The 25,617-nt window shown below is 54.7% G+C and carries 26 protein-coding genes; 15 read left to right on the top strand and 11 right to left on the bottom strand.

Going from position 1 to position 25,617, the window contains the following annotated elements; all coding sequences use genetic code 11:
* From WD071_RS02555 to WD071_RS02570, 4 genes are all read left to right on the top strand, one after another.
* Nucleotides 1-407, top strand: a 407-nt coding sequence (locus WD071_RS02555) for a F0F1 ATP synthase subunit epsilon (RefSeq protein ID WP_368046746.1), incomplete at its 5' end; no start/stop codon positions are given.
* An 82-nt stretch (nucleotides 408-489) separates the two neighbouring features.
* Entirely contained in the window at nucleotides 490-1,863 is a 1,374-nt protein-coding gene (gene glmU, locus WD071_RS02560) for a bifunctional UDP-N-acetylglucosamine diphosphorylase/glucosamine-1-phosphate N-acetyltransferase GlmU (RefSeq protein ID WP_368046747.1), read from the top strand.
* A gap of 30 nt (nucleotides 1,864-1,893) precedes the next feature.
* Nucleotides 1,894-3,729, top strand: a complete 1,836-nt coding sequence (glmS, locus tag WD071_RS02565; protein WP_368046748.1) for a glutamine--fructose-6-phosphate transaminase (isomerizing) — start codon at nucleotides 1,894-1,896, stop codon at nucleotides 3,727-3,729.
* 59 nt (nucleotides 3,730-3,788) lie between these two features.
* Entirely contained in the window at nucleotides 3,789-4,496 is a 708-nt protein-coding gene (locus tag WD071_RS02570; RefSeq protein ID WP_368046750.1) for a TVP38/TMEM64 family protein, read from the top strand.
* On the opposite strand, the gene WD071_RS02575 is transcribed toward WD071_RS02570, so the two are convergent.
* Both WD071_RS02575 and WD071_RS02580 read right to left on the bottom strand, forming a co-directional pair.
* Nucleotides 4,471-6,690 carry a glycosyltransferase gene (locus tag WD071_RS02575; protein ID WP_368046751.1) on the bottom strand — a complete coding sequence of 740 codons (2,220 nt, stop codon included), beginning with the start codon at nucleotides 6,688-6,690 and terminating at the stop codon, nucleotides 4,471-4,473. The two genes, WD071_RS02570 and WD071_RS02575, sit on opposite strands and share 26 nt — an antisense overlap.
* 55 nt (nucleotides 6,691-6,745) lie before the next feature.
* The gene (locus WD071_RS02580; RefSeq protein ID WP_368046752.1) at nucleotides 6,746-7,606 is read right to left on the bottom strand and encodes an SIS domain-containing protein; all 861 of its coding nucleotides are present in this window, start codon (nucleotides 7,604-7,606) and stop codon (nucleotides 6,746-6,748) included.
* A gap of 124 nt (nucleotides 7,607-7,730) precedes the next feature.
* Between WD071_RS02580 and WD071_RS02585 the strand changes: the two genes are divergently transcribed.
* The gene (locus WD071_RS02585; RefSeq protein WP_368046753.1) at nucleotides 7,731-8,915 is read left to right on the top strand and encodes a GNAT family N-acetyltransferase; all 1,185 of its coding nucleotides are present in this window, start codon (nucleotides 7,731-7,733) and stop codon (nucleotides 8,913-8,915) included.
* Here the strand turns inward: WD071_RS02585 and WD071_RS02590 are convergent.
* The 3 genes from WD071_RS02590 to WD071_RS02600 form a co-directional block, all read right to left on the bottom strand.
* Nucleotides 8,896-9,738: a response regulator gene (locus WD071_RS02590; protein WP_368046754.1), complete on the bottom strand. Its 843-nt coding sequence runs from the start codon at nucleotides 9,736-9,738 to the stop codon at nucleotides 8,896-8,898. The genes WD071_RS02585 and WD071_RS02590 overlap by 20 nt on opposite strands.
* A 1-nt stretch (nucleotide 9,739) precedes the next feature.
* Nucleotides 9,740-10,513, bottom strand: a complete 774-nt coding sequence (yaaA, locus tag WD071_RS02595) for a peroxide stress protein YaaA (RefSeq protein ID WP_368046755.1) — start codon at nucleotides 10,511-10,513, stop codon at nucleotides 9,740-9,742.
* A 61-nt stretch (nucleotides 10,514-10,574) separates the two neighbouring features.
* Nucleotides 10,575-11,150, bottom strand: coding sequence for a DUF4265 domain-containing protein (locus WD071_RS02600; protein ID WP_368046756.1), 576 nt, complete (start codon nucleotides 11,148-11,150; stop codon nucleotides 10,575-10,577).
* Between the two features lie 73 nt (nucleotides 11,151-11,223).
* Between WD071_RS02600 and WD071_RS02605 the strand changes: the two genes are divergently transcribed.
* Together WD071_RS02605 and WD071_RS02610 are read left to right on the top strand one after the other, a co-directional pair.
* The gene (locus tag WD071_RS02605) at nucleotides 11,224-11,589 is read left to right on the top strand and encodes a hypothetical protein (protein ID WP_368046757.1); all 366 of its coding nucleotides are present in this window, start codon (nucleotides 11,224-11,226) and stop codon (nucleotides 11,587-11,589) included.
* Nucleotides 11,590-11,676: 87 nt separating this feature from the next.
* Nucleotides 11,677-12,075: an acyl-CoA thioesterase gene (locus WD071_RS02610; RefSeq protein ID WP_368046890.1), complete on the top strand. Its 399-nt coding sequence runs from the start codon at nucleotides 11,677-11,679 to the stop codon at nucleotides 12,073-12,075.
* Between the two features lie 30 nt (nucleotides 12,076-12,105).
* Here WD071_RS02610 and WD071_RS02615 read toward each other — a convergent pair whose 3' ends face one another.
* Both WD071_RS02615 and uvrD read right to left on the bottom strand, forming a co-directional pair.
* Entirely contained in the window at nucleotides 12,106-13,470 is a 1,365-nt protein-coding gene (locus tag WD071_RS02615; RefSeq protein ID WP_368046758.1) for an L-cystine transporter, read from the bottom strand.
* Between the two features lie 67 nt (nucleotides 13,471-13,537).
* On the bottom strand, nucleotides 13,538-15,748 hold the full coding sequence (gene uvrD, locus WD071_RS02620) for a DNA helicase II (protein ID WP_368046759.1): 2,211 nt from the start codon (nucleotides 15,746-15,748) through the stop codon (nucleotides 13,538-13,540).
* A 182-nt stretch (nucleotides 15,749-15,930) separates the two neighbouring features.
* Here uvrD and WD071_RS02625 point away from each other — a divergent pair, with 182 nt between their 5' ends.
* Nucleotides 15,931-17,118 carry an acyl-CoA dehydrogenase gene (locus tag WD071_RS02625; protein WP_368046760.1) on the top strand — a complete coding sequence of 396 codons (1,188 nt, stop codon included), beginning with the start codon at nucleotides 15,931-15,933 and terminating at the stop codon, nucleotides 17,116-17,118.
* A gap of 200 nt (nucleotides 17,119-17,318) precedes the next feature.
* On the opposite strand, the gene WD071_RS02630 is transcribed toward WD071_RS02625, so the two are convergent.
* Complete coding sequence (locus tag WD071_RS02630; protein ID WP_368046761.1) at nucleotides 17,319-17,912, bottom strand: TetR/AcrR family transcriptional regulator; 594 nt, start codon at nucleotides 17,910-17,912, stop codon at nucleotides 17,319-17,321.
* A 90-nt stretch (nucleotides 17,913-18,002) separates the two neighbouring features.
* Here WD071_RS02630 and WD071_RS02635 point away from each other — a divergent pair, with 90 nt between their 5' ends.
* The 3 genes from WD071_RS02635 (at nucleotide 18,003) to WD071_RS02645 (ending at nucleotide 19,580) form a co-directional block, all read left to right on the top strand.
* Nucleotides 18,003-18,716, top strand: coding sequence for a GAP family protein (locus tag WD071_RS02635; RefSeq protein ID WP_368046762.1), 714 nt, complete (start codon nucleotides 18,003-18,005; stop codon nucleotides 18,714-18,716).
* Between the two features lie 235 nt (nucleotides 18,717-18,951).
* The gene (locus WD071_RS02640; RefSeq protein WP_368046763.1) at nucleotides 18,952-19,182 is read left to right on the top strand and encodes a hypothetical protein; all 231 of its coding nucleotides are present in this window, start codon (nucleotides 18,952-18,954) and stop codon (nucleotides 19,180-19,182) included.
* The gene (locus WD071_RS02645; RefSeq protein ID WP_368046764.1) at nucleotides 19,182-19,580 is read left to right on the top strand and encodes a type II toxin-antitoxin system VapC family toxin; all 399 of its coding nucleotides are present in this window, start codon (nucleotides 19,182-19,184) and stop codon (nucleotides 19,578-19,580) included. Before WD071_RS02640 ends, WD071_RS02645 begins: the two co-directional genes overlap by 1 nt.
* A gap of 95 nt (nucleotides 19,581-19,675) precedes the next feature.
* On the opposite strand, the gene WD071_RS02650 is transcribed toward WD071_RS02645, so the two are convergent.
* Nucleotides 19,676-22,321, bottom strand: a complete 2,646-nt coding sequence (locus WD071_RS02650; RefSeq protein ID WP_368046765.1) for a DUF2339 domain-containing protein — start codon at nucleotides 22,319-22,321, stop codon at nucleotides 19,676-19,678.
* A 276-nt stretch (nucleotides 22,322-22,597) separates the two neighbouring features.
* Between WD071_RS02650 and WD071_RS02655 the strand changes: the two genes are divergently transcribed.
* From WD071_RS02655 to WD071_RS02665, 3 genes are all read left to right on the top strand, one after another.
* Complete coding sequence (locus tag WD071_RS02655; protein WP_368046766.1) at nucleotides 22,598-22,957, top strand: hypothetical protein; 360 nt, start codon at nucleotides 22,598-22,600, stop codon at nucleotides 22,955-22,957.
* A 29-nt stretch (nucleotides 22,958-22,986) separates the two neighbouring features.
* On the top strand, nucleotides 22,987-23,343 hold the full coding sequence (locus WD071_RS02660) for a hypothetical protein (RefSeq protein ID WP_368046767.1): 357 nt from the start codon (nucleotides 22,987-22,989) through the stop codon (nucleotides 23,341-23,343).
* Between the two features lie 113 nt (nucleotides 23,344-23,456).
* On the top strand, nucleotides 23,457-24,353 hold the full coding sequence (locus tag WD071_RS02665; protein WP_368046768.1) for a hypothetical protein: 897 nt from the start codon (nucleotides 23,457-23,459) through the stop codon (nucleotides 24,351-24,353).
* Here the strand turns inward: WD071_RS02665 and WD071_RS02670 are convergent.
* Together WD071_RS02670 and WD071_RS02675 are read right to left on the bottom strand one after the other, a co-directional pair.
* Nucleotides 24,317-24,595: a helix-turn-helix domain-containing protein gene (locus WD071_RS02670; RefSeq protein ID WP_368046769.1), complete on the bottom strand. Its 279-nt coding sequence runs from the start codon at nucleotides 24,593-24,595 to the stop codon at nucleotides 24,317-24,319. The two genes, WD071_RS02665 and WD071_RS02670, sit on opposite strands and share 37 nt — an antisense overlap.
* 9 nt (nucleotides 24,596-24,604) lie before the next feature.
* Nucleotides 24,605-25,126, bottom strand: a complete 522-nt coding sequence (locus tag WD071_RS02675; protein WP_368046770.1) for a DUF2975 domain-containing protein — start codon at nucleotides 25,124-25,126, stop codon at nucleotides 24,605-24,607.
* Nucleotides 25,127-25,200: 74 nt separating this feature from the next.
* Between WD071_RS02675 and WD071_RS02680 the strand changes: the two genes are divergently transcribed.
* On the top strand, nucleotides 25,201-25,545 hold the full coding sequence (locus WD071_RS02680) for a hypothetical protein (RefSeq protein ID WP_368046771.1): 345 nt from the start codon (nucleotides 25,201-25,203) through the stop codon (nucleotides 25,543-25,545).
* Nucleotides 25,546-25,617: the final 72 nt, after the last annotated feature.

The following is a 25,617-nucleotide window of genomic DNA, read 5'->3' on the forward strand; positions in this document are numbered from 1 at the left end:
TGACAATGCATTGTGACATCGTAAGTGCAGAAAAACAGATCTTCTCCGGCCTGGTTGAAATGGTTGTGGCAACGGGTACTCTGGGTGATCTGGGTGTTGCACCTGGCCATGCGCCACTGCTCACCGAGCTTATTCCCGGACCCGTGCGCTGCGTGTTGCGTGACGGCGCGGAAGAGATCTACTACGTTTCCGGCGGTTACCTTGAAGTACAAAGCGGGACAGTCACAGTGTTGGCAGACACCGCGATTCGCGCCGGTGATGTTGACGAAGCCGCTGCACAAAAAGCTATCGAAGACGTGCAGTCGGCAATCGCCAACAAGGATGCTGAGTTCGAATACTCACGTGCCGCAACACAGCTGGCAGAAGCCGTGGCGCAGCTGCGTGCACTCAAGCAAATACGTAAGTAACACTTACATCGCTTTGAAAGTCCGGGGAAAAAGGGTAGCCTAACCGCTACCCTTTTTTTATGGACGTAATCCAGGACAGACCATGAGCACAGACGTCATTGTATTGGCAGCGGGCAAAGGGACACGGATGTATTCTGATCTGCCCAAAGTCCTGCACACACTTGCCGGCAAACCGATGTTGAGCCACGTGCTTGATGCAGCTGTTGCCATCGATGCTGACAACATCTATCTGGTAACAGGTTTTCAGTCAGCGCAGATCAGGGCGTACTTCGATCAGCATCCCATCGACGCACAGTTAAACTGGGTTGAACAAACCGAGCAGCTGGGAACCGGACACGCCGTGATGCAGGCTGCTCCGGCGATTGACGACGACAAAACGGTGCTGGTTCTCTATGGCGATGTTCCGCTGATTACACCGGGCAGCCTGCAACAGCTGCAGCAGCAGGCAGAGGCAACAGGTATCGCCGTGTTAACCCTGGTGACTGACAGTCCAGAGGGGCTGGGCCGCATTATCCGCGATCAGGCGGGAGAAATAACCGCAATAGTGGAGGAAAAAGACGCTTCGGCGCAGCAAAAGCTTATTACGGAAATAAACACCGGCATTATGGCCTTCAACGCCGGACGCCTGAAACACTGGCTAAAATCGCTCACCACCGCCAATGCCCAGGGTGAATACTACCTGACGGATACAGTTGCTCTTGCCTGTGCCGATGGCTACAAAGTTGCCAGCCTGCAAACACATGACAACAATGAAGTGCAGGGAATCAATAATCGGCTTCAGCTCGCCGATCTGGAACGTGATTATCAGATCCGCCAGGCACGACAACTGGCGCTTCAAGGGGTCACCGTGCGTGATCCGGCGCGCCTGGATATCCGTGGGCCCTTGCTGATCGGACGCGACGTCTGCCTGGATGCAAATATCATTATGGAGGGCAGTAACCGGCTTGGCGACCGGGTCACTATCGGGCCCAACGTCACTCTGATAGACAGTGATATTGGCGACGATTGTGTGATCCTGGCCAACAGTCATCTTGAGGGCGCCAATTTGTCATCGGGCTGCAAAATTGGGCCCTTTGCCCGATTGCGCCCGGGCACAGAACTCGGTAACAATGTCAGGATTGGTAATTTTGTTGAAACCAAAAAATCCTTGATCGGCCCCGACAGCAAGGTTAATCACCTGAGCTATATCGGTGACGCCAGTGTTGGCGAAAATGTAAATATCGGCGCTGGCACCATTACCTGTAACTATGATGGGGTCAATAAGCACAAAACGACGATCAACGCTGGTGTATTTGTGGGCTCAAATACAGCGCTGGTTGCGCCCGTCAGCATCGGGCGAGGTGCCACCGTGGGTGCAGGTTCCGTCATTACCTCGGATGTGCCGGATAACGCACTCGCTATTGGTCGTGGCAAACAAAAGAATATCAGTGGCTGGAAACGGCCGGTTAAAAAATAACAGTATCAGCTGTTAAAACAGGGGTTGTTTATGTGCGGAATCGTGGGCGCAGTGGCACAGCGGGATGTGGTCGAAATACTGCTCGAAGGTTTAAAGCGACTAGAATACCGGGGCTATGATTCAGCCGGGCTGGCAGTTCTCGATGATAAAGGCAGGACGCTGACCTCAGTGCGTGCTGTTGGTAAAGTCAAAAAACTGGTCACCAAAATCGAAGAAAATCCTACCCACGGCAAAACCGGCATTGCACATACGCGCTGGGCAACTCATGGTGTGCCCAGTGAAAAAAATGCTCACCCGCATATGTCCAACAGTGAATTCGCTCTGGTTCACAACGGCATTATCGAGAACCACGACGCGCTGCGAAAACAATTGATCGAAGACGGTTATGCATTTGTGTCGGATACTGATACCGAGGTTGTGGTTCACCTGGTGCATCAGGCTCTGACTCAGGCTAAAACCGGCCTGCTGGCAGCCATACAAAAAATCGTACCGATGCTGCACGGTGCCTACGGACTGTGTGTTATCAGCACGCATGAACCGGAAACGCTTGTTGTTGCGCGCAGTGGCAGTCCGCTGGTTATTGGTGTGGGTATCGGTGAGAATTTTGTTGCATCCGACCCGCTGGCACTGGGCCAGGTCACTGACCGTTTCATCTATCTGGAAGAAGGTGATGTTGCCGAGGTCAAGCGCAACTCTATTCGAATCTATTCCGAAGGCAAGCCGGTTGAGCGTAAGCGAACGCGTATCCGCAGCGATCTGTCCGAGATCGAGAAAGGTGAGTACGGCCACTTTATGCTCAAGGAAATATACGAGCAGGGCGCGGTAATAAAAAACACCCTGAGTGGCCGTATCAGCGAAAATCATGTTCTGGAAGAAGCGTTTGGTATCAAGGCGAAGGCCATATTTGATCAGGTCAGCAATGTCCAGATCGTGGCCTGTGGCACCAGCTTCCATGCGGGACTCATTACCAAGTACTGGCTGGAAAATATTGCCAAGATGCCATGTCAGGTCGATATCGCCAGCGATTATCGATATCGCAATATTATTGTGAGTCCTGGCACATTATTTGTAACCATATCTCAGTCAGGTGAAACGGCCGATACGCTCGCAGCGCTGCGTTACGCCAGTGAATTGGGATATGTCGGTAGCCTGGCGATTTGCAATGTTGCAACCAGCTCGCTGGTACGTGAATCGGACTTCTCTCTGTTGACCATGGCGGGCCGTGAAATTGGCGTCGCGTCCACCAAGGCGTTTACCACACAACTGTGCGCACTGTTGCTGCTGTCACTGGTACTGGGTCGTCGCAACGGCATGGACGAGAAGACTGAAGCAAATTACATCAGGGATCTGCACAAGTTGCCGGACCTGGTTGAACAGGTGCTGGCGCTGGACAAGGCCATACAGGAACTGTCTATCAGTTTTGCTGACAAGCATCACGCATTGTTTCTGGGCCGCGGCAACCAGTATCCGGTTGCCAAAGAAGGCGCGCTCAAGCTTAAAGAGATCTCCTATATTCATGCGGAAGCCTATCCCGCCGGTGAGTTGAAACATGGCCCACTGGCACTTGTTGATGACAAGATGCCGGTGATTGCAGTAGCACCGAACGATGAGCTGCTGGGCAAACTAAAGGGTAATCTCGCTGAAGTCAGTGCCCGCGGCGGCAAATTATTTGTGTTTGCTGATGAAACCGGCGGCTTTGACGATGAAGGCGATTACAGGCTGATTCGTATGCCGCCAGTGCCTGATGTGCTGGCGCCTATTCTATATACCATACCGCTGCAATTACTGTCCTACCATGTGGCCATTCTCAAAGGTACCGACGTGGATCACCCCAGAAATCTGGCTAAATCGGTGACGGTTGAGTAGTGAAAAAGCGTAAGCCTTGATGCGTCCGTGCGGACTCGAGGGTGTCCCGGAGGTATGACGTGTTGGCCAGATATCGCCCGGTAATTCGATTGGTCAGTGTGATCGCTTTAATGATCATACTGGCATTGTGTTGGCGTTATCTGGCCGGGCAGGGACTTATTACGCCCGACAGGCTGGTCAATCTCATCACAGAGCTGTCTGCCCTGCAACGGACACCCTGGTTGCTGCCGCTGATTATCGTGATCTATGTTGTGGCACTTCTGCTCATGTTCCCGCTGACCGTATTGGTGGTGGTCACCGCCATGCTGTTCGGGCCCTGGTGGGGCCTGTTATATGCTGGCGCGGGAACGTTAAGCTCATCGGCAGTGACTTTTTGGGTTGGGCGAATGCTGGGGGAAGCGCCATTGCAACGCTACAGTGGACGTTATGTGACATCGCTGCGCCGCTATATGGGAGAGCGCAGCATTCGCTCCATGATTGTCATTAATCTGTTGCCACTGGCGCCATTTACCTTTACCAATTTGATGGCAGGAGCTTTCTCGCTTCCGTTCCCACGTTACATGCTGGGCTCTGCTATCGGTATTATTCCGGGTCTGGCAGTGGTTACATTACTGGGTGGTCAGCTTGGCCGCATTCTGCAGGCTGAGGACAGGGAAGAGGTCTGGATGGCTGTCGGCATAGGCATCGCCTTGTTGATTGTGTTCCTGGCAATCCGCTGGATCTGGAGCAAAAAATTCCCGGCTAGGTCCCAGAATCGCGTCGTGTAAGCAATTCGCTGTAGAATTCATCAATATTGCCGGCAAAGGTGTCGGTGTCGTAATCGGCAGCGAACTGAGTGGCATTGCCGGCAAATTCGACCCGTTTCTTGTCATTATGGATTAGCTCCAGCACACTATTGCTCCAGACCTCTATCTGCTCCAGCGTTTTGTAACCTGTTTGCCCGTGCCGGATGACGTCATCCGTGCCGCTGGACCGCACGGCAACGACAGGCAGGCCGGCAGCCATGGCTTCGAGAATGACCATACCCTGAGTTTCCGATTTGGAGGCAAAAACAAAAATATCCGCCATCTGGTAAAACGTGGGGATCTGATCTTGCGGTACAGCGCCCACCAGAGTGACACAATCGGTCAGCTCAAGGGCCTCAATCTGTTCTTCCAGTTGCTTGCGTTCATTGCCTTCGCCTACCAGAAAAAGCCTGACGTCGCGTCCGCTGCCGGCGCGAATGTGCACCATCGCGTCGAGCATGAAGCCGATGTTCTTCTCCTTTCCCAGCCGTGACACACTGATCAGCGTTAACGCTTCGTCAGTGACTTCCCATTGCTGCCTAAGCGTTGCGATTTTTTCTTCATCGCGCGTACTGAAACGTTGGTAGTCGATGCCTGTTGGCTGGACATACAAAGGCACCTTGACGCCAATCAGCCGTAGATAGTCTTCTGTTGAGACCGTGGGTACCACTACCCCGTCGCATTTGTTGCAGAACCGCCGGACCAATTCGTGAGAAATGACATTGCGGAAAATGCGGCCCGGTAACGGTACATAATGAGCGTACATCTCCAGGCGGGTATGATAGGTGTAGACGGCCGGAATTCTGTAACGACGTGCCAGCCACAGGCCTGTCGAGCCCAACCAGAACGGATGGTGCACATGTACAATATCTGGCTTGAATTGCCGAAAGTAGCGCATGATATTCCATTGAAAAATATTTGCCAGACGAAATTCACGATGCTTGCCAAATGCGATCAGAGTGCGAACCCGATGAACATCATCCGTCGGGTAGTTATTGCTGTCATAGTTTGGCGCCACGATTCTGACATCATGACCTTTTTCCCTGAGGCCACGCATCAGTCGCTCAATAGAAATAGTGACGCCGGAAATAAAAGGAAAGAAGTTATTGGTAAAATAAAGTATTCGTTTCTTCTTCCCGAGCCAGGCACTGGCGTCAATGGCAAAACGCCCATAATAATCTGTAGATTCAAAAACAAGTTGGTGCAATTTCAGGGCAAGCAGAAAAAGCACACTGACGATGATCAGGAACCTTGAGTAACTGATATAGAAAAATGCGTAAGTGGCTGCCCAGATACTGTTAAGGGTTTTGAGCCAGGAGGCGTCCAAGTTCTCGAGACGAATTGCCTCGGCATTCAACTGCTCACCGTCCACACTGACTCTGACGTAGTGATGAAAACTGTCGGAATCATCCACGACTACGCCGCCGGCGCCACCTGTGGTGATGTAGCGAACACCGTCTTCGGTCTCATCATGAAAAACAGAAATCTCAGAGGAAAAAACCATGTCTACGTTATATTCCACAAACAACGACTTCAGTTCCTGCAGGACCGGATCGTGGCTGAAGTAACTGTCAGACTGAAAGGCAGGCGTGTCGGGGACCGGAGCGTGCAATGGAGATGAGACAAAAACAAAACGATGCTCTGCAGTGGATGCCTGCAGTTCATTTTGCAGCCAACGCAACTGCCAGTTGTAATGTGAGTTATCCGTGTTATCGAGGAAAATAAAATGAGCGTTGGCAGCGTTGAACGAATAGAAGTAGGGGCCGAACCCATCATAAAAAGTGAACTGACCAAAGTCAGAGTCTTCATTGTCGCCGTAGGTCAACAACCAGGGATTCTCGAGGTTGGAGAATATTCTGTGCACTGACCGGTAGTTTTCAGTCGCACCCGAGCTGACCGCGTTGCCTGCTGATATGGTGAACCCGGCCGCACTGTTATTGATTAACGGTATGATTTCATTTTGAAAAATACTGACAGAGTTATTAACATTGCCAACCACGGCAAATTCGAACATGTCACTGGACGTCAATTGACTTTGAATGGCTGCGACCTGTGAGGCATGCAGGGCCAGATACCGGGGGCCGGAGACCGTCAGGTAGACCTGATAAGCCACAAGCAACACAACGGCGGTGACGCAGCTATAATAAAGAGAGCGAAGCGCTAGACGCCTGACCATCGATCCTCCTTATCCCCTTTCGCAGTGGCCTCCTGTAGCAGCATTGCCCCGAAGGTTACTCGCTGGGTTTCTGTGTCCGCAGCGCGCGCAGGCTTTTGTTGATACGTTTAAGATAGTCCTTCAACAGATCCTTACGCAGCCGCGCTACACCCATGGCGAGCACATCAATGACCAGCAGGTGGGCAATGCGTGACGATACTGGTGTGAAGACCTGCAGGTCTTCCTCCATGTTGACATAGATCGGGATGGTGCTCAGTTTACTCAGCGGCGTATCCTGCGGTGCCAGACCCACTACCGTGGCGCCGGCCTCAAGCGCCAGCTCCACACTCTGAATCAACGCTTTGGTGCGGCCTGACTGGGAAATGGCCACCACCACATCTTTGGGGCTCAGAGAGATTGCCGACATGTGCTGAATGTGCGGGTCGGTATACGCGGAACTGGACAACTGCAGACGGAAAAACTTGTGCTGTGCATCGGACGCCACCGAGCCGGAAGCACCGAAGCCGTAAAATTCCACCCGGTTGGCCTGATTTATCGCGGCGATGGCACGTTCCAGAGCCACCGGATCCAGCTCATCACGCACGGTAATAAGCGAACCAATCGTAGAGTCGAATACCTTGTGATTAAGATCGGTGATGGTATCCGAGTCATCCACCGAAAACTGCGAATAACTGCTGCTGGCGCCCAGATGCTGGGCCAGTTGCAACTTGAATGACTGAAAACCATCAAACTCCAGCGCCCGGCAAAAACGCACGACCGTTGGCTCGCTGACATCAGCGCGCGCTGCAACGTCGACAATACGCATACCGAGCACTGAGGCGGCATTGTCGATGACAAAGTCAGCCACTTTGCGTTCGGACTTGCGCAGCAACTCGCGTCGCTCCTTGATTTTGCTGATCAGATTCTGGGCATCCACCGCTGTCTTCCTGTTACACTGCGAATTGTAACTAAAAGAGTGAAACTAAAAGAGTGAGACTGTAAGTGTGTGAATATAACAGGAAGCACGGTTTCAGTACCATCCTCATGGCTATCTTGAACACATGACAGACCTTTCACCGGAAATACATATCGGCCTGTCCATGCAGGACATTGATGCAGGACAGTGGGACCGGCTGGTCCGGGACCGGAGCCCGTTCCTGAAGCACGCATTTCTGCTGGCCCTGGAGCAAAGTGGTTCGGTGCAGGTGGATGCTGGCTGGCAGCCTTGTCACCTGATCGTTGCGGACAGCGCCGGTGGTCGCGATAAAATGCTGGCAGCCATGCCTTTGTATATCAAAAGCCATTCGTACGGCGAATATGTGTTCGACTGGGGCTGGGCGGAAGCCTATCAGCGCTACGGCCAGCCGTATTACCCTAAATTGCTGTCTGCCATCCCGTTTACTCCCAGTCAGTCGCCGCGTGTGCTGGTGGGTGATGATGAGGCCTTACAACAATGGCTGCCTCATATCAGACAGGCGGTGCAACGCTATGCCGAAAAAATCGGCGCCAGTTCCTGGCATATTTTGTTTCCTGATCAGGGCAGCGCCGAAGCGTTGCAGCAAACAGAACTGATCAGGCGCGAAGCCTGCCAGTTCCACTGGCGCAACAAGGGCTACAAAACGTTTGATGATTTTCTGGCAACATTCAGCTCACGCAAGCGCAAGAACCTGCGCAAAGAGCGTGCCGATGTTGCGGCACAAGGAATTGATTTTCAGTGTCTGGAGGGCGGCAATATTTCAGAAGACACCTGGGATATCTTTTACCAGTACTATCAAAGCACCTATCAGATACGAGGACAGCACGGATATCTGACCCGGGAATTTTTCCGTTTGATTGATCAAAGCATGCCAGAGAATATTTTTCTTGTGATGGCTGTCAAAGACAACAGACCTGTTGCCGGCGCTTTATTTTTTAAAGGCGCTGATACCCTGTTTGGTCGCTACTGGGGTGCTGAACAGGACTACGATAATCTGCATTTCGAAACCTGTTACTATCAGGGTATCGAGTATTGCATTCAGCACAATATCAGTCTGTTTGACGCGGGTGCACAGGGAGAGCACAAACTGAGACGAGGTTTTGAACCGATTACGACGTTATCGTATCACTGGATAAAAGATCCGGCATTCCGTGCAGCCATTGCTGATTTCTGTCAGCAGGAAGTGCAGCACGTGCAGGCTTACAAGTCAGCGGCCAATGAACAGCTGCCATTTCGGCAAAGCGATACAGTCACGGATTCTCAAGAATAAAACTACTGAGCAAGGCGCGCTGCTCCTCACCGGGATTATCAAAACGCAACAGTAGATTCAGGAACTCGGCATCCGGGCGTTTTTCTACGGCAGAGATGCTGTGTACATAGGCCCTGAGATCACTGATAGCCTTGCCGGCCTGGTTGCCCGGAGACAGCGTCACCGTAGTCTGCGCAAAAACGCTGGGGTGTTCGGCGCCGCGTTTGCACACCAGCAGCACTTCCTCAATACTGATCGCCTTGATCATGCAGCGAAATTCTATTTTCCCCCATAACACCAGTGCCGTGCCTTTGAGTTTGGGTGCTTCCTTTTCTTTGGGCTTGGCGCCACCGGTCAGTGCCTCCAGTGAACCCCCGGGCATCCCGTCGCCTTTGCCGCTGAGAATCTCCAGGGAACTGAAAGGACCGCCTTTGGCCGCCGAGCTTGATGCGCTCTTGGTGAGCTTGCCGGATTTGATCAATGCCTTGTTCACCTTCTGCATCAGCTCTTCGCCGGTAAACGGCTTGCCCAGATAGTCGCTGACACCGGCCTGCACAGCGCGCATTATATGCTCTTTGCCACCCAGGCTGGTGATCATGACAAATGGGATATGAGCCAGCTTTTCATCGGCGCGGACCCATTGCAGCAGTTCTTCACCGCTCAACCCGGGCATTTCCCAGTCACTGAGAATAAGATCGATAGGCTGCCGGCCCAGAATGGACTGGGCTTTGCGGCCGTCAGCGCCTTCAATGATTTCGCATTGGGGCAGGTATTTGCGCAAGGTTCGCTTGATCAGATCGCGAATAAAACTCGCATCATCAATCAGCAGGATTCGAATTTTCATATCAAGCCTGTTTACGTAAAAATACCGGCGCTGTGGCGGTAGAGTCTTTTGCACTGTAGCGGTAGCCGGCCATGTCGAACTCGCAGATTCCGGCCGGTGAATCGATACGGTTTTTGATGACATGTGCTGCCATCATGCCGCGTGCTTTTTTGGCAAAAAAGCTGATGATCTTGTATTGGCCGTTTTTGTAGTCCCTGAAAACCGGGCTGATTATGTCAGCATCCAGTACCTTTTTATCGACCGCACGGAAGTATTCATTAGACGCCAAGTTTAATAACGTCCGGCTTTTGTGTCCGGCCATGGCCTGATTCAGGCCCTCACTTAGTCGACTACCCCAGAACTGATACAGGTTGCTGTTGTTGTCATGCTGCAATGATGTGCCCATCTCCAGACGGTAGGGCTGCATCAGGTCCAGGGGTCGCAACAGACCATAAAGGCCAGACAATATCCGGACATGATTCTGCGCGTAGGCCATATCTTTCTGGTTCAGCGCCCGGGCATCGAGCCCCAGATAAACATCGCCGGTAAACGCATATATGGCCTGACGCGCGTTACTGGTATCAAACGGGATCTGCCAGTTCAGATTGCGCTGGAAATTCAGCTCGCCCAGTTTGGCACTGATATGCATCAGCTGAGACAGGTCCTCCGGGGATTTCTGACGCAGGGTTTCGATCAGCTTTGCCGAGTCGTCCAGGTAGCCTGGCTGCGTGAATTTGCCGGTGGGCACCGGGCTGTCAAAATCAAGCGACTTGGCGGGCGAAAGTACCAATAACATAGGGGCCTCAACTAACATTAGCTCGGAATTGCAAACAGATACAATGGATACGTCGCCAATGCTAAACAGATTGCGCGATGTCCTGCCACCAGTTCAGTGGTGTGACCCCATCCGCAGGATCGTAGACGTTTCCGTAGAACCACAGGGTGTCCGGGAAGCGGGCCAGGGTCTTTTGCAATACGTCTTCGATTTTCTGAAAGCCGATGGATACGTGAATGGTATATACCAGCAAGCCAGGGCTGCTGATATCAATCCGTCCGTCAATCAACTCGATTTCGGGCGTCAGCGCTTGGTCCAGCTCCTCTGTGTTATGCTTGCTGAAAACACGGATGCTCAGATTACCGCTGTGCTCCAGCAGATCATAGGTGGCGGCGTTCTCCACGGGATATCGAATCCGGTCATCGGCCGCCAGCCCGCGAACAAACGCCGGAGATTTCACCAGGCGAAACTCGCCGGGCTGCTCAACACCGAGCTGCGACGGGGCTTGTGTCCGGGCCTGCGAACCAGGCGTCTGCTCGTTACCGGCCACCGGCACCACAGTAACCTGCTCAACAACGGGTTCATCATTGTCGTTGTAGCCGGCAATCAGTGGAATCTGCAGAGTCTGGTTTTCGTGGTCCTTGTTTTCGTGGTCCATGGGATTTTCCGGGCGACAGCTTGTTCACATTAATTCATTCTCGACTAGGGCGTATTGTAACCCGCGAAACACTATGCTGGTACTCTTTGAACGATTTGCGACCCGCCACCAGGGCTTGAAGTGGCCCGCTGTGCTGGGATTGGTCATCATGATGCTGGTCACTGCCTGGGTGCTCGCGGGCGCGTCAGTGCCGATGCAGGATCGCTGGTTGATCCCCTCCGTACTGGCAACGGTGTGGCTGTTGTTACTGGTTTCGGGTCTGAGCATGTTTGCCAGCGTGCCAGCCATGGCTGATTCACAAATGTCGTGGTGGCATCGCGTGAAAACCCGATTGCACCGGGGTCTGTACCATCTGTTTGCCTGGTTCATGCTGCTGGTCAGCCTGAGCCTGGTGGTGGTTACGTTCCAGCTGGCTGCTGCCTGGCTTCGCATGAATTAACAGGCTGCCTGGCAACTATGTCATGGATTGCTGCTACCATAGGCATATTACGCAATAACAAGACAACAAGGAGTTTTCCCGATGGGCCTGATTGACGATGATATGGACCGAGATCCGACGCCCACCGGCGAGCTGGCGTTGCAGACGTTGGCCATGCCCCGTGATACCAATGCCAATGGCGATATTTTCGGCGGCTGGCTGGTGTCGCAGATGGACCTGGCCGCGGGTATCGCTACCAAACAGGTGACACACGGCCGCTCAGCAACGGTTGCCATCAAGAATGTCGAATTCCTGGCCCCGGTCAGTGTCGGCTCGGTGGTGAGTTGTTATGCCGAGATTCTGGAAGTCGGGCGTAGCTCCATGCACATCAACATCGAAGTGTGGATATCCAATTCGCTGACCCAGGCCGCCCAGCGCAAGGTAGCAGAGGGTCTGTTCATATTTGTTGCCATCGATGACAACGGGCGCACACGCCGCATCAAGTGATCCGGCGCGCTGTCCTCAGACCCGATACAGTCAGGCCGGATCCGGCTCGGGCCCAACACCCTCAGTGACTATCCGGCTGGTAATCTTGCCGCTGGTCATCGCCCCGCTGACATTCAGGGCGGTGCGTCCCATATCTATCAGGGGCTCTATCGAGATCAGCAGCGCTACCAGTTCAATGGGCAGCCCCATGGCCGGCAGAACAATCAGTGCCGCGAACGTCGCACCACCACCGACACCGGCAACGCCGAATGAACTGATGGTGATGATCGCTACCAGGGTCACGATGAAACCCGGATCCAGCGGGTTGATGCCCACGGTCGGCGCTGCCATCACCGCCAGCATGGCCGGATAAATACCCGCACAGCCGTTCTGGCCGATGGTGGCGCCAAAGGACGCCGACAGACTGGCGATAGAGGGCGGCACCTTCAACTCTTCGATCTGGGTGCGGATATTTAATGGAATGGTCGCTGCCGAGCTGCGGGTGGCAAAGGCAAAGGTCAGCACCGGCCAGATTTTGCGGTAGAACTCCATGGGGTTGTTGCCGGACAGGCTGAGCAGCAGACCATGCACCACAAACATGATGGCGATTGCCACATACGACGCCACGACAAAACCAAGCAGATTGAGGATATCACTGCCATTGGAACTGGCCACCACATAGGCCACCAGCGACAGAATGCCGTACGGGGTCAGGCTCATGATGATCTTGACCAGACGCATGATGATGGCCTGGATGGTCTCCGTGCCGCCCTTGATGCGATCGGCGTACTCGGGTTTCTCCCGACTCACCAGCAGCGCAGCCAGGCCAAACAGCATGCCAAAAATCACTACGGCGATAATGGAGGTGCTGCGGGCCTCCGTCAGGTCGGCAAAGATGTTGCGGGGAATAAAATTAACGATGGTTTGCGCGATGGTCAGATTTTCCACCACGGGCGCCCGGGTATCGAGGAAGGCCGCACGGGCAGCCTCGCGTTCACCGCCGACCATGCCTTCGGCGCTCAGGCCAAATACCGTGGTCACGGTAATGCCAACCAGCGCCGCGATCATGGTGGTGAACACCAGAATACCAATCACCGACCCGCCAATTTTGCCCAGTGCCGCCACTTCATGCAGTTTCACCACCGCGGCAATCATGGTCACCAGCACCAGCGGCATGATGATCATGCGCAGCAGAGAGACATAGATGTCACCCGGTAAATCAGTCCAGGTCAGGGTAGGGCGAATCTGTTCGATATCGCCGCCGTGCACAAGCTGCAGGAAAAAACCGTATGCCGCGCCCAGGACAAGTGCAATAAACACCTGCTTGGCCAAGCTGGTATCCGGTTTTTTGAATTTGTACAGGCTGAACAGCAATGCGATAAAAATGACAATGCCGAGGATGGTCAGAACTGACATGGAAGAACTCCCGTATTTATTATTTGCCCGTTATAGCCCTTAAGCAGGGTTGTGAGCAAACGGTTTTTCAGGCTACCGGCTCCAGCCGCGCATACGACAGTACCAGCCATTTGCTGCCCGCTTCCTTGAAGTTGACCTGCACACGCGCATTGGGGCCACTGCCCTCGTAGTTGAGCACCACACCTTCGCCGAATTTGCCATGACGCACGCGTTGGCCCAGGGTGATGTTGGTCTCTGGCACATCTGCGCCGGAACGGTAGTGCGGCTGTCGCCCGGGGGGCGGCGCCGACGGCCGCTGAATGGTGGTTTTCATGCGGATCGGCTCGATCAGGTCCTGCGGCAGTTCGCGAATGAAACGAGACGGCCGGCAGATATTCACATCCCCGTGCAGACGACGGGATTCGGCGCTGGTCAGATACAGCTTCTGCATGGCGCGGGTAATACCGACGTAACACAGGCGGCGCTCTTCCTCGATGCCGCTGAGGTTCTCCATCGACATCTTGTGCGGGAACAGGCCTTCTTCCATGCCACACATGAATACCAGCGGGAATTCCAGACCTTTGGCGCTGTGCAGGGTCATCAACTGCACGGCGTCGTCGCTTTCCGAGGCCTGCGCTTCACCAGCGTCCAGCGCCGCCTGATCCAGAAACGCCGACAACACATCACGGTCACTGCGGGCGCCGTCTTCTTCGTCCAGCATGTCATCGGTGGCATCCTCGGCAAAGCTGCGCGTCGCGGTGATCAGTTCGTCCAGGTTTTCAATGCGGGCCTGGGCTTTGTCGCCGCCTTCCTTTTCATGGTGGGCAACCAGGCCGCTCTGTTTGATCACGTGCGCGACTTTTTCGCCCAGCTCCAGGCTCTGGCAATGCTCGTCCATCTCATCAATCAGCCGAATGAAGGCCTGCACGGCCGCCGATGCACGCGCCGGCAGCAGTTTGTGATCGATGCTTTGTGCGCATGCCGCCCACAGCGAATAACCTTCTCGGCGGGCCATATCGCGCAGGCCGTCCAGGGTTTTGGAGCCGATGCCACGCGTGGGCACATTGATAACCCGCTCCATGGCGGTGTCGTCATCGCGGTTGATCACCAGGCGCAGGTAGGCCAGCGCATTACGGATTTCCAGACGGTCATAGAAGCGCTGGCCGCCATAAATGCGATAGGGCATGGCCACGCGCAACAGGGCTTCTTCAAGTTCGCGCGACTGGGCGTTGGAACGGTACAGGATGGCGGCCTCCGTCAGCCGATGGCCGGTGTTCATCCAATCTGTCAGACGATCAACGATGAAACGTGCTTCGTCCTGCTCGTTAAAGGCATCGTACAGGGAGATGGTTTCGCCCTCGTTGCCCTCGGTCCACAATTCCTTGCCCAGACGCCCCTGGTTGTTGGCAATCAGGTGATTGGCGGCTTTCAGAATATTGGAGGTGGAGCGGTAATTCTGTTCCAGGCGAATGATTTCGGCGCCGGCAAAGTCGGTGTTGAACTGCTGAATGTTCTCGATGCGTGCGCCGCGCCAGCCGTAAATGGACTGGTCGTCATCGCCCACCACCATCAGGTGGCCGCTGCTGCCGGCCAGGACACGCAGCCAGGCGTACTGTACAGCGTTAGTGTCCTGAAACTCGTCGACCAGCACATGGCGGAAGCGGTGCTGATAATGCGCCAGCAACTCGGGGTTGTTCAGCCACAACTCGTGGGCACGCAGCAGAATCTCGGCAAAGTCCACCATGCCACCACGCTGACACGCCTCTTCGTAGGCGCTATACACGGTGAGCATGGTGCGGGTGTAGTCATCACCCATGTGTTCAATGTGTTTGGCGCGCAGGCCTTCATCTTTCTGGCCGTTGATGTACCACTGAATCTGTTTTGGCGGCCATTTTTCGTCATTCACTGCCAGTGCTTTGCACAGCCGTTTGATCAGACGCAGCTGATCGTCGCTATCCAGAATATTGAAGTTTTCCGGCAGGTTGGCTTCTTTCCAGTGCATGCGCAGCAGGCGATGGGCAAGGCCGTGGAAGGTGCCCACCCACATGCCGCCGGGCGGGTGCCCCAACAGCTCTTCAATACGGCTGCGCATTTCGCGCGCGGCCTTGTTGGTAAAGGTCACCGCCATAATGCCATAGGGTGATATGCCCTCGGTCTGCATCAGCCAGGCGATACGATGCACCAGCACACGGGTTTTGCCACTGCCGGCACCGGCCAGCACCAGCATGCTGGCCGGCGGGGCGGCCACCGCGCGGCGTTGTTCGTCGTTCAGGGAGTCGAGAATGTAAGATACGTCCATAACCTCGTATTCTAGCTGGAACCGGGTGCGTACACACGGGCAAATTAGCGCTTTTTACCGGAAGGGCTTGCTGATAAAATATCGAACCTTTGCTCGGTGCCAAACAGTGCCCCAATTTTTCGCGCTGAGCGTATATAATGCCGTACACAAACATTCTTTGAAGTTCTAGGTAGGAGTTGATTATGTCTGCAAAACCAGACAACGCGAGTTTTGACTGGAAAGATCCCTTCTTGATGGAAAGCATGCTGACCGAAGAAGAGCGCATGATCCGGGATACCGCCAGACAATACGCCCAGGAAAAACTGCTGCCACGCGTGCGCGACGCCTACCGCAATGAAAACACTGACCCGGCCATTTTCCGTGAGATGGGTGAACTGGGCCTGCTCGGACCTGCTCTGGACGGCTACGGCTGCACCGGCACCAATTATGTCAGTTATGGCCTGATCGCCAAGGAAGTGGAAGCGGTTGATTCCGGTTATCGCTCCATGTTCAGCGTGCAGTCGTCACTGGTCATGCACCCGATTCATGCTTTTGGTAGCGAAGAGCAGAAACAGAAATACCTGCCCAAGCTGGCATCAGGTGAGTTCATTGGTTGCTTCGGCCTGACCGAGCCGGACCACGGCTCTGATCCGAGCGGCATGGTCACCCGTGCCCGCACAGTGGATGGCGGTTATAACCTGAGTGGCGCCAAGAACTGGATCTCCAATTCACCGATCGCAGATGTGTTTATTGTCTGGGCCAAAAACGACGATGGCATCATCAAGGGCTTCATTCTGGACAAGGGCATGAAAGGCCTGTCTGCGCCCAAGATTGAAGGCAAGCTGGGACTGCGCGCTTCCATCACCGGTGAGATCGTCATGGAAGATGTGTTTGTGCCGGAAGAAAACATGCTGCCGCATGTGGAAGGCCTGAAAGGTCCGTTCAGCTGTCTGAACTCTGCCCGACTGGGCATTGCCTGGGGCGCCCTGGGTGCTGCCGAAACCTGCTGGCACACCGCACTGAGCTACACCATGGATCGCAAACAGTTCAAGCGCCCGCTGGCCGCGAATCAGCTGATCCAGAAAAAACTGGCCGTCATGCAAACTGACATCAGCCTGGCACTGCTAGGCTGTCTGCAGGCCACCCGCCTGAAAGATGAAGGCAAGCTCGGCATTCCATTGATCTCCCTGCTCAAGCGCAACTCCTGCCTGAAAGCATTAGAAGTGGCACGTGAAGCACGCGACATGCTGGGCGGTAACGGTATCTCTGATGAATACCCGATCATGCGTCACATGCAGAACCTGGAAGTGGTCAACACCTACGAAGGCACGCAGGACATCCACGCGCTGATTCTGGGTCGGGCACAGACCGGCATTCAGGCGTTCTTCTGATCTGAAAGAAAGGGGAAAAGAAAGGGGACGGAGGATATTCTTTATGAATATCTTCCGTCCCCTTTTTCCCTGTCAGGATAAAAGTTACGCAATGCCCTAACTGCCGATAGCAGCAGCACCCTCCAGAGAAATCTGTTCGTCCTCGATACCCCCTGGCGCCACTGGACGTTATCGCACCAAAAGTGTAAACCAGCCTTACGCTATCGGGTGATACTGTCGAGGTGGCCGTCCAGCACACGCTCGATGATGCCTGGGGTCATGGCACCGGGTTTAAGAATGGCATGTAGCGCCAGCCCGTCGACCAGCGAATACAGGCGCTCGACTTCGAAATTGACGTCCGTGCCGGGGCGCAGTGCGTCGCTGACATTCAGGTACTCGATGGCACCCTGCATGATGCCCTGAAGCTGGTCATACACCGTGGAAGTATGCGCCTGCAGTCGTTCATCGGTGAGTGAATAATGCACCAGGATCCACCAGATCCGCAGTTCCAGGCGGCGTTGTTCATCCATGGGCAGAATTTGCAGGAGCATTTCCCGAACCCGCTGTTGCGGCGAACCGGGCTGTTGCAGGAGAACCTGCACCCGCTGCGTCACCTGGGCTGTGACCTGTTGCATGCTGAACAACACCAGATCAGTCCGGGTGGAGAAATAATAACGAAGCGCGCCCTGGGACATGCCTGCCTCGCGCGCCACATTGCGCACACTGACTTCAGCCATGCCGTCCCGGATCACCAGGCGCCAGACGGCATGAGCGATCTCTTCGCGCTTGCGATCATGATCAACGATTTTGGGCATGTACAGAGTCTAGCATGGCTCGTTGGTTTATTTAACACAGTTGTGCTAATTTAGCTCTCATCTATTAACTGCATAAACGGAATCACCTCCGTGGATCTGTCACTCATCCTGAGCCTGACCGGGCTGGCGCTGCTGGACAGCACCAGTATCGGCACGCTTTTTATACCCGTCTGGTTGCTGCTGGCTCCCGGCGGCGTGAAGCCAATGCGGATACTGCTCTACCTGGCCACCATCGCACTGTTTTATCTTCTGGTCGGGATCGTGCTGATGCTGGGTGCTGCGCCGCTGCTGGGCGCCCTCGGGCAGTTCACGGACCACCCGGTCCTGGTCTGGGGCCAATTGCTGTTGGGTGTGGTTCTGATTGTGGTGAGTTTTCGGTTCGACAGCAAACGCAGCCGTCGCCTGGGCAAACCCGATCGGGCTGCGCGCTGGCGTGAACGGGCCTCCGGCGAGAACGTTTCCGCCCGCTTCCTGATGACGATTGCATTGCTCGCCGCGCTGGCGGAGGTGGCCACCATGCTGCCTTATCTGGCGGGCATTGCCATTTTAAGCACTTCTGAACTGGCCGCGCCTGCGGTCGTCGGATTGCTGGCAGCCTACTGTCTGGTCATGGTGGTGCCAGCGCTGCTGCTACTGACACTCCTAAAAGTCAGCCAGCGTCTGGTAGAGCCCGTGCTAATAAAGCTGGACGCCTGGATCAGCCGGCACGGGGAAACCACCGTCGGCTGGATCATCGGGATTGCCGGGTTTCTGGTGGCGCGCGATGCGTTGGCGAAGCTGAGCCTGCCGTTTCTGTCCGGCTGAGCCAACGCCTGTCGAAGCAATGGTAACGGTGCCGCGCCTAGGTTCGTCAGGGCCTGACGGGCGCGGGGATCCGGCAGAGCCGCGCCCTCGAATTAAAATTGCTTGGGCAAGCTGCGTTAAATCAGACTAAGAATATCAGTAACCATCTTGAATGTTGCCTGGTCTTAGCAACCCCGTACTTGTACAAACAGTAAACATGCACATATAATTACACATATATTGAGAGGGTGATTATATGGGTCAGGTAACAATATATCTGGAAGACGAAATTGAGAAAAAAATGAACGCAGCGGTGAAATCGGCTCAGATCTCCAAAAGTAAATGGATTGCTCAACTGGTTCAGGACAAGGTCACCAACGACTGGCCTCAGTCCGTTGTGGAGATGGCGGGCAGCTGGAGCGATTTCCCTTCGGAAGACGACATTCGGGCAACCCATACCGACGACGTGCCAAGAGAGGCGTTTTAATGGTTGTGCTCGACACCAATATACTAATTTACTTTTTTAAAGGCCTGGGTGATGTCTCGCGACGGATGTTGATGGTGCCGCCAAAAAAGATTGGCATCCCGGCAATTGTCATTTACGAACTGGAGTATGGCATTGCCAGGTCGAGCTCCCCGAAAAAGCGGCAACAACAGTTGGAAGAACTCTGCTCGCTGGTCAATGTGCTGCCGTTTGGGAGGCCGGAAGCCGCACTGACCGCCTCAATACGAGCCACGCTTGACAAAAAGGGTACACCCATCGGGCCACATGACCTTCTGATAGCCGGGACAGCCCTCGCCAACAACGCAACACTGATCACCCGTAACACAAAAGAGTTTTCCAGGGTTCCAAAGCTTCAACTACAGAATTGGTATGGGGGATAAACGAACTGAAACTCAGGCGTGGACGATATCAGCAAACAGAACAATCAGTTTAGCAGCCTGTTAGCCAGGGACAAGCATCACACGCTCTGATGCCGTCAATCATCCGGACCGTAAGAAACTCGGTGCCTGAACTCAAATTTCTGATACAGATATGCCAGCCCCAGCAGACTCAAGCCCAGGCCCATGAACGAGGCGACTCGCAGCATGCCGTCCAGATCTGCCATGTCAACCAGGAACAGTTTGGCGATTACCACAACCAGTAAGCCCAGACCGACCCGGTAGACGCGCTGTCCATATCGCGCCGCGCCAGCCAGCATCGCTGCCACCGCCATCACCAGGCACACCGCCGAATAGGTATACAACTCGGCGTTGCCGGTGGGCAGGCTGAGATCAAGCTGGCCCTGCCACAGATGACGAATCTGCATGCTGACAAAAACAAACGCAGCCAGCGCACAGATGGCGGCAGCGCAGCGTTTGAACACGGCCCCGTATTGACGGGCTGCTCGGGGAGAAGTGCGGGTAAACGTACGATAAACCAGCGCGCTGGTCAGCACCGGAAACCCGTAGGCCAGCAACAGCACGTTAAAGACAGGTGTGGTTGCGACCTGCTCATCGCTCCAGTACGGATTCAGGACCGTCAGCATCAGAGCATAAACGGCCAGTGACAGCACGAGCAGTATTTTTGATAGCAGCTGATAGAGCGGCTCGAGACTCTGGCTGGTAGTGGAGCGAAAGTGATAGACCAGGCCCAGCGACGACCACAGGGCGGTGTTGATCGCGGCCTCCAGCAGATTGAACTGTGCAGCAAAAACATCGCCGCTGTATAACCAGTAGCGCGTCTCAGCCCATAATGTTAATACCAGCAAGTGCAATGTCGCCGCCTCCAGCCAGCGCCGCAGTGGCAGGGCTTTGTCGGTGCGCCATGCTGCCAGCGCGCAGAATAACGCAGAGCCACCGTAGCTCCACAGGGACCAGTGGACTTCAGCGGAATAGGCGAGCAGCCAGGGATTAAAGGTGAGCCGTGCGATAACGACCGCCAACACAGCCTTGATCAGAAGATTCATGTGCGGAAGATCAAAGCGCCAGATAACCCACGCTAACGAAAACAGTTGTGCAGACAACGCCAGTGTCAGGCTGGCCTCGCTCAATAGAATTACTACCGCCAGCGAATAGGCAAAATGCCCTGCGACGATCATCCAGGAACTGGCCTCAGGGCTCGCTGATTTTCTCATTCGCATGCCAGCTAACGCCAGGTAAACAGCGCCAAGTATCACTGAAATGCAAGCCCAAAGCAGAGATCCGGAGAGCGTTGGCACCAGCAGATAACACAGCGTCAGCCAGATCAGCGGTGACAACAGGGCAAGCGATAACCAGCGGGTTTCGTGTGCGCGGATACGCAGGATCCACAGCGCCAGCCCCACATACAAAGCCGTCATCCAGGACGCAAAAAGCATAAAAACAGTTTGACTGCTTTCTGCAAAAGCGATAAGCCGGAAGCCTTCTCCGTCGGTGCGTATGCCGATGCCGACCCACGCCACCGCCTGCAAGCCCAGTGACAGCCATGGCAGCCAGCTCAGTGATGTTTTGTGCCGCCCGAATAAAAACAGCAGCACCACCAACGGTGTCCAGTAATAAATTGCACCGCCACTGATGGGCGTGGCGTAGATGGAAACAGCAAACGCCAGCACAATCAGCAGCAGGGTCATCGCCACCGGCGCTTCGGCTACCAATCTGCCAGCAAACCATTTAGAGCGAAAGTCGGAAAACGCCTGCGCGTTGTCCGCTTGCATCAATGTCCAGTCACGCGCGGGGCCGGCAACAACCAGGTAAGCCAGAGTCGCCAGGTACAGCCCGCGTACCGCTTCCGGTCCGCTGGTCAGCAGTGATAACGTCCACCAGCACAGTGAACCCAGCACCATGCTGAACCAAAGCCAGTGCCGGTAAACAAAATGCATGAGCACCATGGCAGCGGCACTGATCACCAGCGTGTAAGCCAGTACACCGGAGACGTTGCCGCTGCCGGTGTCGACCAAGAGCGGGATGGCATAAGCCGAGATCAGCCCCATGATTGCCATCAACGGACCATGGATGACCGCCAGCGCCATCGTCAGCAGTGCGACCAGGGCAAGCAACACAAACGCGAGTAGCGGCGGCAACATCTGGTACAGATGTAATGCTGCCAGCAAGGCGGCAAACAGTGTCATGCTGGCACCTCCGGCCATTGCCGCCAGCGCATGTACAGGCCCGCTGCTGCGTCGGCGCAGCCATTCTGCGATGCCGTGCAACGCGATACCGGTCAGCAATGCCAGGGTGATTCGGGCGGCAGGGCCAAGCAAACCCTGCTCGATGGAATAACGCACCATGAAGATACCCGCGAGTCCGACGCACAGGCCCCCGAGCCAGGCCATCCACTGGTCCTGCAAATGCGTCAGCCAGACAGGGCTTGAATACACCGTGGTGGCGCCGGACACCCACGGATCGTCGCTGGCTGCTGCAGGCGGCTCTTTGTCACCGCTTTGCAGTGAGGTTTGCCCAATGGCGTGTTGCGGGCTGTGATGAGGGTCGGGTGGGGAAGCTTGTTGAGACTCTTGTTGAAATTGGGGAAGCACGGACTGGGTCTTGAGCTGCTCTTGCAGCGATTCAAGTTCGCGACGGAGGTGCTTGATCTGGAAAAAAGTTACCCAGCCTAGAACTGCGCCGATCAGCAAGGCCAAGACCAGTACAACGCCCAACGCTCCCATACGGTGCACCCTCTGTATTGTCAGATCCGATTGACGTCAGCATTGATATCATCAACCGTCGGGTTGTTCAACTTTTCGGGCGTGAAGATGGACGTATATTGCCTATGCAATAGCCACGCGATACGCTGGCCATTACTTCGTACGCGCTCCAGTCCGTACCGATCATAACGACACTACAGCGGCCCAGGGCAAAGGTGTGGGCGCCCGGTGCCAATGCCGTTATTCCCTGCCCATGAGGTGGGCTGAACCAGCTTCGTAAAATGTGAGGAATCGCTAATGTCAGAGCTTTTATTCAGCACAGTGTTGCTCGCGATGATGACCGTCATTACCCGAGAGCGGATTGTGGACGATATCCCTGTAGGTATGCCGGAAGATGACGCAGTAGCTTATTCCAGGGAATTGAAAGATGAAGACAGGATACGATACTTCACGCGTGAGAATTCGCCGGATGGCAATACGGTCAGTCATTCCCTGGAGGCCGGGCAGGCTGACTACTATATTATTGGTATTCCAGATGTACAGCGTTACCGGTGGTGGCCATCGTTCGGGCGCTATCTTAGTGCCATAGTCGTAGTTTCGAATGACAGGACTGTCTCAGAAATGAAATTCTTTGGTGCCCGAGGGGGATGGCCCTAGGCGTGGTAGGCGATACGCGAGGATTATAGATGAAAGTTATCATAGCCAGTTCGTTGATCTTCATGATGTCTATCGTAATAAATAGAGAGCAGATTCTGGAAGATATTCCCATCGGGCTTCCTGAATCTGAAATGATGCAATATTTCCAGAATTTGAATGGCGATTTAGTTATTGGTTTCTACGACAGGGAAAGTTCACATGCAAGAACAGTGAACCATGAACTCCAGCACGATGAAAAGGGTTATTATATAGTCACTATCAGAGGAGTCAGAAGCAGTTGGTGGCAGCCCTCTATGGGCAAAGTCTTGATTCCTTTAGTGGTTATCTCAAATGAAAATACTGTTAAGTCGATAAAATTCTTCGGTGGTCGTGTGGGTTGGCCGTAGGGGTCAACGGCATGAATTTGCTGGATCTGTAAAAAGGGAGTTTCAATGTGAGACAGTATAGAACGAACTCGGTGCTTTTGTTGATAACACTCTTGATAAGCGGAAACAACGCTTTGGCAACAGAGCTGTCCAACAACAAAATCCTCGGCGCAATACCCCAGTCCTTCGACAATATCGGCATTGTCAGATACATCGATATGGATGCTGACACCGTTGTCGGTTCGGAATTCCGCCGCGAGGTGCCGGCCGTGATGCCGCCGCCGACGAGCGCGATGCCAGTGACCCACTACCTTGCAGAGCGATTGCGGCGTGATGGTGTGGCTGTTGCCGCAACGGCGCTGTCCAACCAGGATGTGGCTGCCAGCATGGGCAGCTCAGGCCGGAATACGTTTCAGCTTTACGTTGCCGAACAAAATACCGATGGTCTGCAGCAGACCATCGCAAGTCGCCGCAATATTCAGCGTGTGGGTCATACACAGTTTGATATCTATCGCGACGACAGCACTGACCAGCCGACCTACATTGCATTTCTGGATGACACGATGATTCTGGTCACCAACCGCGAGGATGATATTTTGGCGTCGGGACCGGCCTTGCTGGCGCAGGAAACGCAGCCCGCTGCCAACTGGTCCGCGCTCAGCGCAGTGGATATCAATGCGCCGGTACTGATCCTGCGCCACCTGCAATACCCGATGGCACCACCACCAGGCGCTGAGGTGCCACACCACGACAATTTTGTCATGGGCATGTGGATCTCCAACCTGTCCGCACCGATATTCCAGATTGAGGCATCAACAGACCTTGACGCTGATGCTGCTGAAGACTACATCTGGACAGTGGGCGCCGTTGAGGCGATATCCGGCCCTGACGGCATGGCGTTAAATCTGCAACCGTCGTCTGAATCTGGCGCCAACCACCGCGGCACCCTGGAGGTGCTTCACAGCGAACTGGGCGATCACCATACGGATATGGTTTATGTATGGTTGCTGGGCATCTGGTTTATCATCTGACGAGCAGGCGATAGCGGAATCTGACTGTCCCGGGGAACCATTGCTTCGTACGCCAATATATCGCCAGGTTGACACGCCAGCACTTCGCAGATGCGTTCAAGCGTCGAAAAGCGCACACCCTTGACCTTGCCAGTACGCAGCAGCGACAGGTTCGGCTCCGTGATTCCCACGGCAGCCGCCAGTTCCTTGCCACTCATTTTACGCTTGGCGAGCATGACATCCAGATTTACAACAATCGGCATGGCGGCTTCCTAGACAAACTGTTGGTTTTCACGCTGAAGCTGACAGCCCTTGACCAGCAGGCTGCTCACCACCCACAGGATCATGGCCAGGGCGATCAGCCTGATTTCATCACTGCCCAGAGTGATGGACAGCATGCGTTGGCCGGGCGGGTGGTTCAGTGACAGCAGGACGCTGGACAAAGCGGAATGCAGGGGTCCGGCCAGCGCCTGCATGAACAGGAAGATCGAGAACCACCGCAGGTCGCGGCTGTTGGCCGCATTGAACAACTCCCCCCTCGCGAAATTGGTGAATGCGCGGCGCAGGAAGTAGAGCCCCCCTGTGCCGATGGCAACATACAGCGTGGTCAGCAACCAGAAGCCATACCATTGCATGGAGGAGACGCTTTGCCACTGTATCGGCAGGTCCAGAATGCGGCGGGCCAGGGCAGCGAAAGCGTCGATGTCGATGGCGAAATAGACAGCGGCGGCGGGCACCAGAACCAGCAGGACCAGGCAGCCTCGGGCGATCAGCAAGGAAAAATGACGGGTCATGGCAGGCCTCTTGACATTATTGTAAAACAGTAATAGATTATCGTAAAACATAAATTTGTCAAGAGGACTTTCCAATGCTCATCCGTATGTTCGCGCTGATTCTGTCGGGAGGGCTGTGCCTGCACTCCAGCAATTTGTCCGCGTTGACCGTGGAGCAGTTCATCGGTATTTGCGATTCATTTCCCGGTGACTGCAGCGACCACCCGCGCCTACATGCTTATGTGGGCGGGGCGCTGGATCTGATTGCTACGCTGGATGAAGAGACTGCTTACCTGGAAGCCTTCTATTGCAGGGCGTCGCCCGGCCTGTTCGATGTGCCGGCTATCATCCGGTTCATGGAGAGGCACCGCGAAGGGAACGCCGCGCGCAACGCCATGGTGCTGGTCGTTCGTTATCTGGAAGACAACGGGAAGTGCTGACATCAGGAAATCCTTATTAATCGTTCTGGCGGCATCGGTCCTTGCCGCGTGCAGCAACAAAGCGGTATATGA

The sequence above is a fragment of the Pseudohongiella sp. genome, assembly GCF_040877505.1.
In the GTDB taxonomy this organism is placed as follows: domain Bacteria; phylum Pseudomonadota; class Gammaproteobacteria; order Pseudomonadales; family Pseudohongiellaceae; genus Pseudohongiella.